General features: G+C 74.0%; 15 protein-coding genes. 11 read left to right on the top strand and 4 right to left on the bottom strand.

The window, feature by feature from the left end; genetic code table 11:
* Positions 1 to 10: 10 nt before the first annotated feature.
* Positions 11 to 454, top strand: a complete 444-nt coding sequence (locus ACIBBA_RS25320) for a GNAT family N-acetyltransferase (protein ID WP_396700467.1) — start codon at positions 11 to 13, stop codon at positions 452 to 454.
* Positions 455 to 520: 66 nt separating this feature from the next.
* On the opposite strand, the gene ACIBBA_RS25315 is transcribed toward ACIBBA_RS25320, so the two are convergent.
* Both ACIBBA_RS25315 and rpmB read right to left on the bottom strand, forming a co-directional pair.
* Positions 521 to 1,777 (bottom strand): ATP-grasp domain-containing protein, encoded by a 1,257-nt coding sequence (locus tag ACIBBA_RS25315; protein WP_396700437.1) that lies wholly within the window; start codon positions 1,775 to 1,777, stop codon positions 521 to 523.
* Between the two features lie 188 nt (positions 1,778 to 1,965).
* Positions 1,966 to 2,157: a 50S ribosomal protein L28 gene (rpmB, locus tag ACIBBA_RS25310; RefSeq protein WP_007456456.1), complete on the bottom strand. Its 192-nt coding sequence runs from the start codon at positions 2,155 to 2,157 to the stop codon at positions 1,966 to 1,968.
* A 257-nt stretch (positions 2,158 to 2,414) separates the two neighbouring features.
* Between rpmB and ACIBBA_RS25305 the strand changes: the two genes are divergently transcribed.
* Both ACIBBA_RS25305 and recG read left to right on the top strand, forming a co-directional pair.
* Positions 2,415 to 4,025 carry a DAK2 domain-containing protein gene (locus ACIBBA_RS25305; protein ID WP_396700435.1) on the top strand — a complete coding sequence of 537 codons (1,611 nt, stop codon included), beginning with the start codon at positions 2,415 to 2,417 and terminating at the stop codon, positions 4,023 to 4,025.
* The gene (gene recG, locus ACIBBA_RS25300; RefSeq protein ID WP_396700434.1) at positions 4,022 to 6,229 is read left to right on the top strand and encodes an ATP-dependent DNA helicase RecG; all 2,208 of its coding nucleotides are present in this window, start codon (positions 4,022 to 4,024) and stop codon (positions 6,227 to 6,229) included. The genes ACIBBA_RS25305 and recG overlap by 4 nt, the downstream gene beginning before the upstream one ends.
* A gap of 71 nt (positions 6,230 to 6,300) precedes the next feature.
* Here recG and ACIBBA_RS25295 read toward each other — a convergent pair whose 3' ends face one another.
* Both ACIBBA_RS25295 and ACIBBA_RS25290 read right to left on the bottom strand, forming a co-directional pair.
* A complete protein-coding gene (locus ACIBBA_RS25295; protein ID WP_396700433.1) occupies positions 6,301 to 7,404 on the bottom strand; it encodes an LPXTG cell wall anchor domain-containing protein in 1,104 nt (367 codons plus the stop codon).
* Between the two features lie 326 nt (positions 7,405 to 7,730).
* The gene (locus ACIBBA_RS25290; protein WP_396700432.1) at positions 7,731 to 9,239 is read right to left on the bottom strand and encodes a cell wall anchor protein; all 1,509 of its coding nucleotides are present in this window, start codon (positions 9,237 to 9,239) and stop codon (positions 7,731 to 7,733) included.
* A 312-nt stretch (positions 9,240 to 9,551) separates the two neighbouring features.
* On the opposite strand from ACIBBA_RS25290, the gene rsmD reads away from it, so the two are divergent.
* The 8 genes from rsmD to mutM all read left to right on the top strand — a co-directional run bounded on the left by rsmD (position 9,552) and on the right by mutM (position 15,100).
* On the top strand, positions 9,552 to 10,115 hold the full coding sequence (rsmD, locus tag ACIBBA_RS25285; protein ID WP_396700431.1) for a 16S rRNA (guanine(966)-N(2))-methyltransferase RsmD: 564 nt from the start codon (positions 9,552 to 9,554) through the stop codon (positions 10,113 to 10,115).
* On the top strand, positions 10,112 to 10,600 hold the full coding sequence (gene coaD / locus ACIBBA_RS25280) for a pantetheine-phosphate adenylyltransferase (RefSeq protein WP_396700430.1): 489 nt from the start codon (positions 10,112 to 10,114) through the stop codon (positions 10,598 to 10,600). The genes rsmD and coaD overlap by 4 nt, the downstream gene beginning before the upstream one ends.
* Before the next feature lie 299 nt (positions 10,601 to 10,899).
* On the top strand, positions 10,900 to 11,397 hold the full coding sequence (locus ACIBBA_RS25275; RefSeq protein WP_396700429.1) for a hypothetical protein: 498 nt from the start codon (positions 10,900 to 10,902) through the stop codon (positions 11,395 to 11,397).
* A gap of 110 nt (positions 11,398 to 11,507) precedes the next feature.
* Positions 11,508 to 12,071 carry a YceD family protein gene (locus tag ACIBBA_RS25270; RefSeq protein ID WP_350869621.1) on the top strand — a complete coding sequence of 188 codons (564 nt, stop codon included), beginning with the start codon at positions 11,508 to 11,510 and terminating at the stop codon, positions 12,069 to 12,071.
* A 5-nt stretch (positions 12,072 to 12,076) separates the two neighbouring features.
* Positions 12,077 to 12,250, top strand: a complete 174-nt coding sequence (rpmF, locus tag ACIBBA_RS25265; RefSeq protein ID WP_088646032.1) for a 50S ribosomal protein L32 — start codon at positions 12,077 to 12,079, stop codon at positions 12,248 to 12,250.
* Positions 12,251 to 12,364: 114 nt separating this feature from the next.
* The gene (locus tag ACIBBA_RS25260) at positions 12,365 to 13,357 is read left to right on the top strand and encodes a phosphate acyltransferase PlsX (RefSeq protein ID WP_396700428.1); all 993 of its coding nucleotides are present in this window, start codon (positions 12,365 to 12,367) and stop codon (positions 13,355 to 13,357) included.
* Positions 13,354 to 14,250 (top strand): ribonuclease III, encoded by an 897-nt coding sequence (gene rnc / locus ACIBBA_RS25255; RefSeq protein ID WP_396700427.1) that lies wholly within the window; start codon positions 13,354 to 13,356, stop codon positions 14,248 to 14,250. The genes ACIBBA_RS25260 and rnc overlap by 4 nt, the downstream gene beginning before the upstream one ends.
* A complete protein-coding gene (gene mutM / locus ACIBBA_RS25250; RefSeq protein WP_396700426.1) occupies positions 14,243 to 15,100 on the top strand; it encodes a bifunctional DNA-formamidopyrimidine glycosylase/DNA-(apurinic or apyrimidinic site) lyase in 858 nt (285 codons plus the stop codon). Before rnc ends, mutM begins: the two co-directional genes overlap by 8 nt.
* Positions 15,101 to 15,125 lie beyond the last annotated feature (25 nt).

Genomic DNA, 15,125 nt, shown 5'->3' with positions numbered 1-15,125 from the left:
GATCCACGCCATGCCCTTCGACGCACCGGTGGCGCAGCGACTGATCCGGGACGCGCTGGCCGACCTCGGCGAGCGCTACGGCGGCAGCGGCGACGACACCCCGGTCGACCCGGCCGAGTTCGTCCCGCCGGCCGGCGCCTTCCTCGTCGCTCACCTCGACGGTGCGCCGGTCGGCTGCGGTGGCTGGCGCAGTCACGGCGAGACGGGGGAGTTCGCCGAGCTGAAGCGGATGTACACCGCGCCGGCGGCCCGGGGCCGCGGGGTGGCCCGGGCCGTGCTGGCGGCGGTCGAGCGCTCCGCCCGCGAGCACGGGCGCAAGCAGATGATCCTGGAGTGCGGCGACCGGCAGCCCGAGGCGATCGCGATGTACACCTCTGCCGGGTACGAGCGGATCCCGAACTTCGGCTTCTACAAGGACGAGCCGGGCTGCCTCTCCTTCGGCCGCACGCTCTGACCGCGCCGGCCCGGGTGACCGTCCCTGGCCGGCCGCGCCGGCCGCGCCGGCCGCCAGCGGCCCGGCTCAGTCGGTGCTGATGTGGATCTGCTCGGCGGCCTTGCCGGCCGCGGCGGTCGCCGCGGCCAGGTCGGCGCCCCAGGCCAGCACGTGCCCGCTGCGGGCCAGGGAGCAGGTCACCTCGCCGACCGTGGCGCCGACCGCGACGTCGAGCTGCACGCCCAGCACCCCGGAGACCCGGCGGGCCGCCCGCAGACCGTCGACGGCGGTGACCGTGCCGGGCGGGGCCAGCAGGAACTCCACCGCCGCCCCGCCGGTCGGCCGGGCGGGCAGCACCGGGCGCTCGCCGCGCAGCGTCCGCAGGTAGGCCTCGATGAACCCGCACTCGTAGGCGATCGAGATCAACGCGGTGATCATGTCGCCGGGCAGCCGGGCGGCGCACTCGACCAGCGTCGGCACGCCGTCGGCGATGATCCACTCGCTGTGCAGCACCCCGGTGCGGAAGCCGGCCGCCCGGGCCAGCCGGGCGGCCGCGTCGAGCAGCTCCCGCCGGACGCCGTCGGGCAGCACGGACGGGACGGTGTGCCCGGTCTCCACCGGTCGCCGTCCGGGCAGCACCCGCTTGTCGGTCACGTTGCTGAAGATCACCTCGCCGTCGGCGACCAGCAGCTCGACGCTGTGCTCCCGGCCGTCGAGCACCTGCTCGACCAGGACGGCCGTGGGCACCCCGCGGTCGGTGGCCTCCGGCGGCGCCTCCGCGGCGGCGGTGTCCGCCCACGCGTCGGCGACCTGCTCCGGGTCGGTGAGGATCTGCACGCCGAGGCTGCCGGAGCGGCGGGTGGGCTTCAGCACGCACCGGCCGCCGTGCCGGCGGGCGAAGGCGGCCGCCTGGGCGGGGCCGTCGACCAGCTCGAACGCCGGGTTGGCCAGGCCGGCCTCGGCCGCCAGCAGACGCAGCTGGTGCTTGTCGCAGAAGACGTCGGCGGCCGTGCCTCCGGCGCCGGGCAGGCCGAGCGCGTCGGCCAGCCGGGCGGCGGCGCCCACCGCGTACTCCATGCCGGGCATCACCACTCGGGCGGCGGCGAGCCCCGGCTCGCGGGCGAGCAGCGCGGCGGCGTCGAAGCCGGTCTGGTATTCGGCGGGCACCACCCGGGAGACGAACGGCAGCTGCCCGGCCAGGCGCTCGACGTCGCGACGGCGGATCACGTCGGGTTCGTCGATGAGCACGACACTGTCGGCGGGCAGGTCCTCGGCGAAGGAGCGCAGCATGCCGTGCGAGGTCCCGATGATGATCATGTGGTCCCGGCCCAGGTCCAGCTGCACGGCTCGCCCCCCACGGTCGGCCCCCGACCGGGCTCTCCGGCGGTCGGCGCAGGGAGACCCTAACCGGGCGTACGACCGCAGTCGATGGGTCGTCGCGTTCCCGTCAGAGGGCCGTCCGGGCACACGAAACAGCCGGCGGACCCGATGGTCCGCCGGCTGTGCCGTCGATCAGGTGGTCTGCCGCGCGGTCAGGCGCGGGTGACCTTGCCGGCCTTGATGCACGAGGTGCAGACCTGCAACTTCTTGGTGTTGCCGCCACCGGCCGGGGTGCGCACCGACTGGATGTTCGGGTTCCAGCGGCGGTTGGTCCGCCGGTGCGAGTGGGACACGTTGTGGCCGAAGCCCGGCCCCTTGCCACAGACGTCGCACACGCTAGCCACGGGATACTCCTGGGATTGAAACGTTCATGGGGTCGCCGGCAGGTGCTGCCCGGGCAACCTGGCCAGGTTACCCGATGACCAGGCGTCCTGCCCAACCGGGCCGCGTGCCCGGGCCGGCTGGCCGGTTCGTGCCGCGCTTTCCTGCCGGGGCGGGGCCGCCCGGCGAGGGTAGCGCGGGCCCCGGGGCGGGCGGCCAAGGCCCCGGACACGCCGGGCGAGGCCGCCGGCTGTCGGCGCGCGCCAGTAGGCTTCTCGCCGTGCTGGACACCCTCGACGCCGCCGCGGTGCGCCGCTGGTGCACGGGCGGGCTGGCCGCCCTGAAGCGGCACCAGGCCGAGATCGACCAGCTCAACGTCTACCCGGTGCCCGACGGCGACACGGGCACCAATCTGGTGCTCACGCTGACCTCGGCGCAGCAGGCGCTCGCGATGGACCTGGACACCCTCCCCGACGGCGGCACCACCGCGCACGGGCACGCGCTGCGGCTGATGGCCCGGGGCGCGCTGCTCGGCGCCCGGGGCAACTCCGGCGTGATCCTCTCGCAGATCCTGCGCGGCTTCGCCGACGCGGCCGGCGCCGTGCCGGCGCTGCGCGGCCGGGAGTTGGCCGCCGCGCTGCGCGACGCCACCGTCGCCGCCTACACCGCGGTCGCTCAGCCGGTGGAGGGCACCCTGCTCACCGTGGTGGCCGCGGCGGCCACCGGCGCCGAGCGGACGGACAGCGACGACCTGTGCGCCGTGGCCGGGGCGGCGGCCGAGGAGGCGGCGGCAGCGCTGGCGCGTACCCCCGAGCAGTTGCCGGCGCTGGCCCGCGCCGGCGTGGTCGACGCCGGCGGCCGGGGCCTCTGCCTGCTGCTCGACGCCCTGGTCGAGGTGGTCACCGGCGAGCGGGTGGCGCGGGTCCCGCCCGCGCCCCCGCCCGCCGCCGGGCCGGCCGTCGCGCCGCGGGAGACCGGCTCCGACCGGTACGCCTACGAGGTGCAGTTCCTGCTCGACGCCGGGGCGGAGGCGGTCGACCGGATGCGCACCGTGCTCGCCGGCCTGGGCGACTCCCTGGTGATCGTCGGTGACGGCGTCGGACCCGAGCCCACCTGGAACGTGCACGTGCACGTCAACAACGTCGGCGCGGCCGTCGAGGCGGGCGTGGTCGCCGGCCGACCGCACCGGATCTCGGTGACCCGCTTCGCCGACCAGCCGCCGCCGGCGGCCCTGCCGGCGGACGCGCGGGCGGCCGTCGTGGTGGCCCCCGGCGCCGGCATCGCCGAACTCTTCGGCGGTGAGGGCGCCACGGTGGTGCCGGGCAACCCGTCCACCGGCGAACTGGTCGACGCGATCCGGGCCACCGGCGCGACCCGCGTGGTGGTGCTGCCCAACGACCCGAACACCCAGGCCGTCGCGAGCGCCGCGGCGAAGGAGGCACACCGGCTGGGGGTCAAGGTCAGTGTGGTGCCCACCCGGTCGCCGGTGCAGGCGCTGGCGGCCCTGGCTGTCCGCGACCCGGGGCGACGCTTCGAGGACGACGTCATCGCGATGGCCGAGGCGGCCGGGGCCTGCCGCTACGCCGAGGTCTGCCACGCCAGCCGGGAGGCGTTGACCGTCGCCGGGCCCTGCCGGCCGGGCGACGTGCTCGCCCTGGTCGAGGGGGAGGTGCACCTGATCGGCACCGACCTGGTCGACACCTGCGTCGCGATGGTCGACCGGATGCTGGGCGGCGGTGGCGAACTGGTCACCCTGATCTCGGGGGTGGACGCCCCGGGCGGCCTCGTCGACGCGGTCCGCGCCCACGTCGCGCAGCGTTGGCCGTTCGTCGAGGTGCAGGCATACCCGGGCGGGCAACCGCACTACCCGCTCCTGGTGGGGGTCGAATGAGCGAGCCGAGCGAGTCGGCCACGGTGGAGACGCCGCTGAAGAAGCTGGTCGGCGAGAAGACCGCCAAGGCCTTGGCGGCCCATCTCGACCTGCACACCGCCGGCGACCTGATCTACCACTTCCCGCGCCGCTACGACGAGCGCGGCGAGCACACCGACATCCGGTCGCTGGACGTCGGCGAGCAGGTCACGGTGCTGGCGCAGGTGCAGCGCACCGCGGTGCGGCCGATGCGCCAGCGTCGCGGCAACCTGCTCGAGGTGACCGTCGGCGACGGCTCCGGCGGCCTGCTCACCCTCACCTTCTTCGGCAACCAGGCCTGGCGCGAACGGGAGCTGCGCCCCGGCCGGTGGGGGCTCTTCGCCGGCAAGGTCACCGAGTTCCGGGGCAAGCGCCAGCTCAACGGGCCGGAATACGTGCTGCTCGGCGAGGGCGGCGACGGCGAGGCGGCGGCCAGCGAGGAGATCGAGGAGTTCGCCGGTGCACTGATCCCGGTCTACCCGGCCGCCGCGGCCATGCCCACCTGGGTGATCGCCAAGTGCGTCCGGGTGGTGCTGGACACGGTCACCCCGCCGGAGGATCCGGTGCCGGCGACCGTGCGGGCCAGCCGCAACCTGGTCGGGCTGGGCACCGCGCTACGCGAGATCCACCGGCCGTCCAGCAAGGAGGAGCTCTACCGGGCCCGGCACCGGCTCAAGTGGGACGAGGCGTTCGCGGTGCAGCTGACCCTGGTGCAGCGCAAGCACCGGGCCGCCGACTGGCCGGCCCGCCCCCGGCCGGCGCGCGCCGGCGGCCTGCTGGACGCGTTCGACGCCCGGCTGCCCTACGAGCTGACCCCCGGCCAGGTCGACGTGGGCCGGGAGATCGCCGTCGACCTGGCCACCCCGCATCCGATGCACCGGCTCCTGCAGGGCGAGGTCGGCTCCGGCAAGACGGTCGTCGCGCTGCGCGCGATGCTCCAGGTGGTGGACGCCGGCGGGCAGGCCGCCCTGCTTGCGCCCACCGAGGTGCTCGCCGCCCAGCACCACCGCGGCATGCTCGACCTGCTCGGTCCGCTGGGCCGCGCCGGCGAGCTGGACGCCGCCGAACACGCCACCCGAGTGGAGCTGGTCACCGGCTCGCTCGGCGCGGCCGCCCGCCGCCGGGCGCTCGCCGAGGTCGCCGAGGGTCGGGCCGGCATCGTGCTCGGCACCCACGCCCTGCTCTACGAGGGCGTCGACTTCGCCGACCTGGGGCTGGTGGTGGTCGACGAGCAGCACCGGTTCGGCGTCGAGCAGCGCGACGCGCTGCGGGCCAAGGCCGACCAGCCGCCGCACGTGCTGGTGATGACGGCCACCCCGATTCCGCGCACGGTGGCGATGACCGTCTACGGCGACCTGGAGGTGTCCACCCTCTCCCAGCTGCCCCGGGGGCGTTCGCCGATCGCCTCGCACGTGGTGCCGGCCGCCGAGAAGCCGGCCTTCCTGGACCGGGCCTGGCGCCGGCTCCGTGAGGAGGTGGCCGCGGGGCACCAGGCGTACGTGGTCTGCCCGCGGATCGGCGAAGGCCCGGCGAGCGACGAGGAGCCGCCCCGGGAGGACGACAACGGCCGCCGACCGCCGCTGGCGGTGACCGAGGTGGCGCCGCTGCTCGCCGAGGGTCCGCTGCACGGGCTGCGGATCGGGGTGCTGCACGGCCGGCTGCCCGCCGACGAGAAGGACGCGGTGATGCGGTCGTTCGCCGACGGCCAGCTCGACGTGCTGGTGGCCACGACCGTGGTCGAGGTCGGGGTGGACGTGCCGAACGCGACCGTGATGATCGTGTTGGACGCCGACCGGTTCGGCGTCTCCCAGCTGCACCAGCTGCGTGGGCGGGTCGGCCGGGGCTCCGCCGCCGGGCTCTGCCTGCTGGTCAGCGAGGCGGCGGAGGGCAGCCCGGCCCGGGAACGGCTCGACTCGGTCGCCTCCACCACCGACGGCTTCAAGCTGGCCGAGCTCGACCTGGAGCAGCGTCGCGAGGGCGACGTGCTCGGCGCCACCCAGTCGGGTCGCCGCTCGCACCTGCGGCTGCTGTCCCTGCTGCGCGACACGGATCTGATCCGGGACGCCCGGGCGGAGGCGATCGCCCTGGTCGAGGAGGATCCCGAGCTGGTCCGGCAGCCGGCCCTGGCCGCCTCGGTGGCCGCCCTGGTGGACGAGGAGCGCGCGGAGTATCTGGAGAAGGGCTGACACCGTGGGCGCAGCCGCCGAGGGCGCCCCGACCGGTCGGTCCACGCGCCCTCGGATCGGTTCGGTTCCGCTCAGGCGGTGAACCGCAGCCGGCGACGACGCGCCACCAGGAACAGGCCCGCACCGGCGAGCAGCAGCAGGGCGGCGCCGGACGCGAGGCCACCGGTGGAGGCGCCGGTCAACGGCAGCCCGCCGGTGCCGGCTCCGCCGCCGCCGCAGTCGGCGGGCTGCTCCCACTCCCACGGGCCGAAGTAGTCACCGTCGGGGTCCCAGTAGTCGTACTCGGCGACGACGGCCTGCCCCTCCCTGCCCTCGAAGGTCTCCTCGATCGTCTGGCCCGGCTTGACAACCCGCTTGCGGGCCTTGCCGTACGTCGGCGAGAAGGTCACCGTCCAGGTGTCGCCGTTGGGTGGGTCGGCGAAGACCACCGTGAAGGTGTCGCAGGTGGAGCGGGTGGTCACGTCGGCGAGGGCGCAGTTGCCCGGGTCCGTCCAGAGATAGGTGGCGAGCGGTTCGGTGCTGCCTGCCACGGTCACGCTGACCCCGTCCCAGCCCTCGACCGGGAAGCGCACGTCCTTCTTCTCGCCGGGGGCGAGCGGCACCGTCTGGGCGGCGCCGCCGGCCGGGATCGAGGCGAGCAGGAGCTCGACGGCGGGCGCCTTGGCCGGGTTGGTCAGGCGCACGTCGATCGCGCTCGCGCAGATCGAGGTGAAGCTGGCGCTCGGCCCGCCCGGCTGGTCCTTCGTGCCGCACGTGCCAGCGAGCGCCACCACGCCCTCACGGGCCCGATCCTCGGTGTGGCCGTTGTTCCACTGAGCCCGTACGGCCAGCCGGGCCACGCTCGCGTCACCGGGCACGGTCTGCACGCCGGTCACCGGCTCGCCGACCGGGTGCGGGAACTCGTTCTCCGGGCTGGTGGCGATGGCGCCGACAGCGGTGCCGGCCGGTGCGATGTCGACGGCGACGAAGCGCAAGCTCGTCGCTGCCGGCGGGGTGCTCTCGCTGCGTACCGTCCACCGGACCTGGTAGCTGCCGTCGACGCAGCTCGCCTCGCCCTGGACCGCGGTGTGGTGGGCGCCGGCCGGGGCGCCGAGGGCGACCACGCCGGTGAGACCGATCACCGCCGCGCCGAGGACGGCGAGCGGGCGGCGCCAGAGCGATCGATGCCTCTTCATGGACTCTCCTGTCGTCGGACGCGCCTGACGCACAGAGCCGGCCAGGCCGGTGCGGGTGATGGATCGACGGCCATGCGCCTCGCGGATGGCCGGTTCGTCGCCCGACGGTAACCACGAGGGGGGTAGCCGCGCGGTCCCGTGCGACCCCGGAGGTCGTCTCCCGTGGCCGAATCGTGACCCGTCGGGCTCCGGTCCGCTTTCGGAGCCGACGAGGGCGCGCGCTGCGGCGGACGGACCACGGTGGACGCAGAAACGCCACGGGCGCGCCGACCGGTCGGTCGACGCGCCCGTGGCGCTGTTGGATCAGGCGCTCACACGCCGTCGGATCAGGCGGTGAAGGTCACCCGACGCCGACGCGCGATGACGAAGAGCACCGCGCCCGCGGCGAGCAGGGCCAGCGCGCCCGCGGCGATGCCGCCGGCCGCCGCACCGGTCACCGGCAGGCCCGGCTCCTCGCCGCCGGCCCCGCCGCCGCCGCACTCACCCTCGGGGGCGTACACGGCCTCCAGCTCCAGGTCCAGCTCGGGGAGGGCGACCAGCGCCTTCTCGTCCTTGCCGGCCTTGAAGGTCACCGACTCCGACTTGCCCGGCTCGACGGTGCGGGTCTCGGTCTTGCCGCCGTAGGTGAACTCGACCTTGACCGGCATGCCACCCTCCGGGTTGGTCGCGGTCAGGGTGAAGTTCTTGCAGTCCGCCTTTGTGGTCACCGTGGGCAGCGGGCAGTCCTCGGGGCGCTGCCACGAGTACGTGCCCTTGTCGATCACCTTACCGTCGACCAGCACCTCGACCTTGCCGGCGTTCTCGGCGGGCACCACGATGCCGTTGTCAGCCTTGCCCGGCTCGACGGTGACCTTCTTGGACCAGCCGTTCTCGCCCTTGACCTCGAACTCGACCGGGTACTTGCTGATCTTGCCGTCGTTGCTCAGCGAGACCGTGACGGTTCCGTCGCAGTTGGACGCGAAGGTGGACGCCGGGGTGGTGCAGCTCTTGTCACCGCCGTTGTACCAGCCGTCCGGGCCGCTGGACCGGTTGCCCGGGGCGCCCGGAGAGCCGAGCTTGATGTTGCCGTAGCGCTTGCCGCCCTCGACCAGCGGGTCGATGACCTCGTCCGCGTCGCCCCAGATCAGGTCGACCTGGGTGTGGCAGTTCGGGATCTCGACGTTCAGCTCGATCTCGGTCTTGGTGCCGCCGATCCAGTCGCTGTCCGGCGTGCCGTAGACGTACTGCGGGGTGGCGAACTGCGGCCGCGGCGCGAAGTACGAGACCAGCGTGAACGGCTGCTTCGCCTCACCGCAGAGCGGCAGGTCACCGTCGAGCTTGACGGTCGCGGTGCCCTTCGGCCCGTCGAAGGTGTGGCTGTACTTCGCCTGGCTGGCGTCCACGCACTTCGGCGCCGGGGTGCACGGCTTGTCGGCGGACAGCGTGATGCTGCCTTCGTTCGTCGCCTCCTGGCCGTTCTGCTTCCACTTGCCGTGGATGGTCAGCTTGGCGCTCGCGGTGTCGCCGGGCACCCGCTGGACGGCGTTGACGCTGCCGCCCTTGTCGACGACCGCGCCCTCCAGCAGGACGGGCTCGGCGCTGTCGATCGCCAGGTGCACCGGGGTGGCCGGCTCGGCGGTCACCTTCATCAGCGTGACGGCCTTGTCGCGCTCGCTGTTCTCGACCTTCCACGTGATCACACGCTCGCCGGTGAGCTGGTCACATTCGACAGTGCCGGTGATGGTGGTGTGGTGGGCGCTGGCGGGGGCGGCCAGCGCGAAGGCGCCGGTGAGGCCGAGCAGAGCGGCCCCCAGGACGGCCAGCGGTCGCCGTAGCGACAGCTTGGGACGGATCACGCGTACTCCCGGGGTGAAGAAGCGTCAGGGGTGTCTACACGGGAGGCGGCTGGACGGTCGCTTGGAGCGTGGAGCACGTCCGGTGAGGGGCCTCCGCGTGTTGTGAGCCGATATCAGGTCATCGGCACCCGGCAGACCCTAGCGACTACGCCGCCGCCGTTACAGCGCTCAGCATCCGCTAAGACTGATGTTATGAATTCGAGATCATTGATATACGAGGGGTGATCTTGCGGTTGCGCGGACCGTACCGGCGGTGTCGGCCGGCGTCCGCGCGAGGTCGCGTAGCGTCGGAGGCATGAGCAGGTGCAGACGATGACCCGCATCGTGGCCGGGGCGCTCGGCGGACGCCGGATCGCCGCGCCGCCCGGCGCCGGCACCCGGCCCACCTCCGACCGGGTCCGGGAGGCGCTGTTCAGCGCCGTGCAGGCCGAGAAGGATCTCGTCGGCGCCCGCTTCGCCGATCTCTACGCCGGTTCCGGGGCGGTCGGGCTGGAGGCGCTCTCCCGGGGCGCCGAGCACGTGCTGCTGGTCGAGTCCGATTCCCGGGCGGCCCGGGTGATCCGCGAGAACGTCGCCGCGCTGCGCGCCGCGCCCGCCGCCCGGTTGGTCGCCGGCAAGGTGGCGACCGTGCTGGCCGCCGGTCCTGAGGGGGAGCCCTACGACGTGGTCTTCGCCGACCCGCCGTACGCGGTGCCGGACGACGAGATCACCGCCGTGCTGACCGCGCTCGTGGACCGCGGCTGGTTGGCGCCCGACGCGCTCGTCGTGGTGGAGCGCTCCAGCCGGGGCGCCCCGCTCGACTGGGTGCGGGGCGTCACCGGCGAGCGCAGCCGCCGCTACGGGGAGACCACCCTTTGGTACGGTCGCCGATCATGAGACGTGCGGTGTGTCCCGGCTCGTTCGATCCGGTCACCAACGGACACCTCGACATCATCGGCCGGGCCAGCCGGCTCTTCGACGAGGTGATCGTCGGCGTGCTGGTGAACCAGTCGAAGAGCGGCCTGTTCACCGTCGAGGAGCGGATCGACATGCTCCGCGAGGTGACCGCCTCGTACGAGAACGTCCGGGTGGAGTCCTTCCGCGGGTTGCTGGTCGACTTCTGCCGGGCCCAGCAGGCGAGCGTGCTGATCAAGGGCCTGCGCGCGGTCAGCGACTTCGACTACGAGCTTCAGATGGCGCAGATGAACATCGGCCTGGCCGGGGTCGAGACGCTCTTCATGCCGACCAACCCGCTCTACTCGTTCCTCTCCTCCAGCCTGGTGAAGGACGTCGCCAAGTGGGGCGGGGACATCTCGTCGCACGTGCCCGACCGGGTCCGCGCCGAGCTCCAGGCGCGGCTCTCGCCGCCGCCGCGCCACTGACCGGGCCGATCCGACCGACCCCGCCGACCCGGCCCGCCCGCTGACCGGGCCGGGGCCTGCCCACCGGCCCGGCCGGCCAGGAACGCCACCAGCGCTGCACCCCCATCGAATCGCCCGGCTCAGGATGATCCGGGCGTCCCGCCGCGCGGCCGACCGGCCCCTGCCGGGCCGCGCGACGCGCCGTGTCGAGGGGGAAGGGTGGCCGGGTGGCGCTGCGCGAGATGATGAGTAGAGCGGGAACCCGGCCGTAGCCCGCATCATGTAGGTCGGCCGAGAAGAACGACAGGAGTGAGGTACCGGTGGACCCGCTCGATCGCATCGACGAACTGATCGCCATGGTGGAGCAGGCCCGCTCCGTCCCGATGTCTCGCAACAACTGCATGGTCGACCGAGGCGAGATGATCGCGGCCCTGGACGAGGTGCGCGCCGAACTCCCCGCCGACCTGCGCCGGGCCGCCGCGCTCCTCGATGAGCGCGACAAGATCATGGAGGCCGGTAAGCGCGAGGCGGACCGGATCATCAGCGAGGGTGAGGCGGAACACGCCCGGCTGGTGTCGGTGAATGAGATCACCGTCTCCGCCGAGCACGAGGGCGCGCGGATCATCGCCGAGGCCCGGGCCGAGGCCCAGCGGCTGCGTGACGAGGTCGACGACTACGTCGACACCGCGCTGGCCAACTTCGAGCAGTTCCTGACCCGCGCGCTCGCCTCGATCGAGCGCGGCCGGGACAAGATGCACGCGCTGCGCGAGATCGGCACCTTCGCTGGGGATGAGGCGGAACGCCCGCTACCCTTCTGAGCGGCACCTCACCAGCCGGCATTCGAAGGCGGGCGTCGCCCCCGGTTCGACGGTCCGGCGGTCGCCCAGGTAACCTTTTTTGTCGGCCTCTCACCGGCCGGAGTCTGACTATGCCCAAACACTCGCCATCGACACTCGACCCCAGGTCGCCGCTGGTCCTCGACACGAGGGACCTGCCGCGTCGGCCTGGCGCGTTGCGTACGGTCAAGCGGGTCGCGCCGGCACCGGCAGACCTCGGTGTGGAGTTGATCGGCGTGCCGGAGGGCGCGGACCTCGACCTCGACCTGAGGTTGGAGTCGGTGTCCGAGGGTGTGCTCGTCTCCGGGACCATCACCGGTCCCGTCCGGGGCGAGTGCGGCCGCTGCCTGCGCGAGATCAACGACTCGATGGCCGTGACGATCCAGGAGCTGTACGCGTACGAGAACAGCACCACGGACGTCACGACCGACGAGGACGAGGTGGGCCGGATGCAGGGCGATCTGATCGACCTGGAGCCGGCGCTGCGGGACGCGTTGGTGCTCACGCTGCCGACCAACCCGCTCTGCCGGGAGGACTGCCCAGGACTGTGCCCCGAATGCGGGGCGCACTGGGATGATCTGCCGGCCGACCACAGTCACCAGCAGATCGACCCGCGATGGGCGGGCCTGTCGCAACTGACCCGTAAAGAGGAGTAAGAACCGTGGCCGTCCCCAAGCGCAAGATGTCGCGCAGCAACACCCGGTCCCGCCGGGCGAACTGGAAGGCGGCCGTGGTCGCGACCGTCGCGTGCCCGCAGTGCAAGTCCCCGAAGCTGCCGCACGCCGCGTGCTCCGTCTGCGGCACGTACAACGGCCGCCAGGTTCTCGAGGTCTGACCTGGACGCCGAGTGACGCCCCCGACCCCTGGTCGGGCGGCGCGCGCACCCTGGCAAACGCCCGGTGCCCCGGCTCCCTCCGACGCCGGCCGGCCTGCTCCGGCCGGCGTTCCGATGGAGCCGGGCACCGCGCGGATCGCCGTTGACCTCCTCGGCGGGGACGATGCTCCCGCCGTCGTGGTTGACGGCGCTCTGCGGGCCATGCGCGCCGACCCCGATCTGCATCTGCTGCTCGTCGGCCCCGCCGAGGTCGCCGACGGGCTGATCGCTGCCCTCGGCCCGGCCCAGCGGGCCCGGATCACCGTGCGGCCGGTGCGGGACGCGGTCGGGATGGCCGACCACCCGAGCGCCGCGCGGGCCGAGAGCACCGTGCGCGCCGCCGTCACCGCCGTTCGCGACGGCATCGCCGACGCCGTGGTCTCCGCCGGCTCGACCGGGGCCACCGTCACCGCCGCCGCGCTCGGCTTCGGCCGGTGGCCGGCCGTGCGTCGGCCGGCCCTGGTCGCCACGCTTCCCGCAGTCGCCGGTCCGGTCGTGCTGCTCGACGTCGGCGGCTCCCTGGAACCCCGCCCGGCCACCCTCGCCCGGCACGCCGTACTCGGCGCTGCCTACGCCGCGGTGGCGCACGCCGTCGTCGCCCCCCGGGTCGGGCTGCTCTCCGTCGGCACCGAGGCGGGCAAGGGCGACCGGGTCCGCCGGGCCGCCGATTCCGTGCTCGCCGCCGAACCGCTGCCCTGCGACGCCCGCTACGTCGGCCTCGTCGAGGGGTACGACGTCTCGGTCGGCGCGCGCGCCGACGTGGTGGTCACCGACGGCTTCACCGGTAACGTGCTGCTCAAGGCGATCGAGGGCGCGTACGCGATGGCCGGCGGTCCCCCCGCCAGCGGTGGCGCACCCCGGGCGGCTGCCCTGCTCGGCGTCGCCGGCACCGTGGTGGTCTGCCACGGCGCCGCCATCGCCGACGACGTCGCCTCCGGCATCGCGCTCGCCGCGCACCTCTGGCGGCGCCGCGCCGCCGACTCCGTCGCCGCCCTGCTCGCAGGCGTTGCCCCGACGGGACACGACCGCACCGACCGCCCCACCGACACCGAGGTAGCCACACCATGAGCAACGACAAGCGGCGGCGGGCGTCCGTCGGTCACCTCGAAGCCGCCTTCGGCGTGACGCTCGACGCCGAGCTGCTGGAACGCGCGCTGACCCACCGCTCGTACGCGTACGAGAACGGCGGCCTGCCCACCAACGAGCGGCTGGAGTTCCTCGGTGACTCGGTGCTGGGCGTGGTGATCACCACGGCGCTCTTCCACAACCACCCGGACCTGCCCGAGGGGCAGCTGGCCAAGCTGCGGGCCAGCGTGGTCAACATGCGCGCCCTGGCCGACGTGGCCCGGGGCCTCGGCCCGGACGGGCTCGGCGCGTACCTGCTGCTCGGCAAGGGCGAGGAGACCACCGGCGGCCGGGACAAGGCGAGCATCCTCGCCGACACCCTGGAGGCGCTGCTCGGGGCGATCTACCTCCAGTACGGCCTGGACACCGCCGCCATCGTCATCCACCGGCTCTTCGACCCGCTGATGGCCGAGTCGGCCGGCCGGGGCGCGGCGCTGGACTGGAAGACCAGCCTCCAGGAGCTGACCGCGGCGCTCGGGCTGGGCGTGCCCGAGTACCGGATCGAGGGCGCCGGCCCGGACCACCTCAAGACCTTCACCGCCTGGGTGGTGGTCGCCGGCAACCGCTACGGCGGCGCCGAGGGGCGCAGCAAGAAGGAGGCCGAGCAGCGGGCCGCCGAGGCGGCCTGGCGGACCCTCACCGAGCAGACCGAGCAGACCGATCGCGGGGCCAGCCCGGCCCGGCCCGGCGCCGCCAGCGGTAACGGCGCCGGCCCGGCCGACGCAGGCAACGGCACCGGCCCGGCCGGCGGAACCGGTGCGCTCGACGCCGGCGCGCTCGACGCCGGTGCGCTCGACGCCGCGCCTGCCGACGGATCGGGTTCCGCCCGTGCCTGAGCTGCCCGAGGTCGAGACCGTCCGGCAGGGCCTGGCGCAGTGGGTGATCGGCCGGCGGATCGCCAGCGTCGAGGTGCGGCACCCCCGCGCGGTCCGCCGGCACACGCCCGGCGGCGAGCACTTCGCCGACGTGCTGACCGGCCGGACGGTGCTCGACGTACGCCGTCGCGGCAAGTACCTCTGGCTGCCGCTGGACAGCGGCGACGCGGTGGTCGGGCACCTCGGCATGTCCGGTCAGCTGCTGCTGCAACCAGCCGACGCCCCCGACGAGACGCACCTGCGGATCCGGTTCCGCTTCGCCGACGACGGCCCGGAGCTGCGCTTCGTCGACCAGCGCACCTTCGGTGGGCTGGCGGTGAGCGAGGGCGGCGCGGAGCTGCCGGCCGAGATCGCGCACATCGCCCGGGATCCGATGGACCCGCAGTTCTCCGACGCGGCGTTCGCGACCGCGCTGCGGCGGCGTCGGACCGAGGTGAAGCGGGCGCTGCTCGACCAGACGCTGATCTCCGGGGTGGGCAACATCTACGCCGACGAGGCGCTCTGGCGGGCCGGCCTGCACGGCACCCGGCCCACCGACGCGCTGACCGGCCCGGCCGCGCAGCGGCTGCTCGGGCACGTCCGCGACGTGCTGGGTGAGGCGATCAAGGAGGGCGGCACCAGCTTCGACGCCCTCTACGTCAACGTGAACGGGGAGAGCGGCTACTTCGACCGGGCGCTCAACGTCTACGGCCGGGAAGGCGAGCCGTGCCGGCGCTGCGGCGCGCCGATCCGCCGGGAGCCGTTCATGAACCGCTCCTCCTACAGCTGCCCCCGCTGCCAGCCCCGGCCCCGGGGGTCCGTCCGGGGATGACCCTGAGTCGGGTCGGGGGCGCGCC

This window comes from Micromonospora sp. NPDC051006 (genome assembly GCF_044456245.1).
Taxonomy (GTDB): domain Bacteria; phylum Actinomycetota; class Actinomycetes; order Mycobacteriales; family Micromonosporaceae; genus Micromonospora.
Note: the sequence above shows the minus strand (reverse complement) of the source record. Positions and strands in the feature narration are given on the sequence as shown.

Excerpts from the sequence above, each read along its gene's own strand:
- coaD (WP_396700430.1), top strand. The coding sequence starts at position 10,112 with ATGAGACGTGCGGTGTGTCCCGGCTCGTTCGATCCGGTCACCAACGGA.
- ACIBBA_RS25320 (WP_396700467.1), top strand. The coding sequence starts at position 11 with ATGCCCTTCGACGCACCGGTGGCGCAGCGACTGATCCGGGACGCGCTG.
- ACIBBA_RS25260 (WP_396700428.1), top strand. The coding sequence starts at position 12,365 with ATGGAGCCGGGCACCGCGCGGATCGCCGTTGACCTCCTCGGCGGGGAC.
- recG (WP_396700434.1), top strand. The coding sequence starts at position 4,022 with ATGAGCGAGCCGAGCGAGTCGGCCACGGTGGAGACGCCGCTGAAGAAG.
- ACIBBA_RS25295 (WP_396700433.1), bottom strand. The coding sequence starts at position 7,404 with ATGAAGAGGCATCGATCGCTCTGGCGCCGCCCGCTCGCCGTCCTCGGC.
- ACIBBA_RS25270 (WP_350869621.1), top strand. The coding sequence starts at position 11,508 with ATGCCCAAACACTCGCCATCGACACTCGACCCCAGGTCGCCGCTGGTC.
- rsmD (WP_396700431.1), top strand. The coding sequence starts at position 9,552 with ATGACCCGCATCGTGGCCGGGGCGCTCGGCGGACGCCGGATCGCCGCG.
- rnc (WP_396700427.1), top strand. The coding sequence starts at position 13,354 with ATGAGCAACGACAAGCGGCGGCGGGCGTCCGTCGGTCACCTCGAAGCC.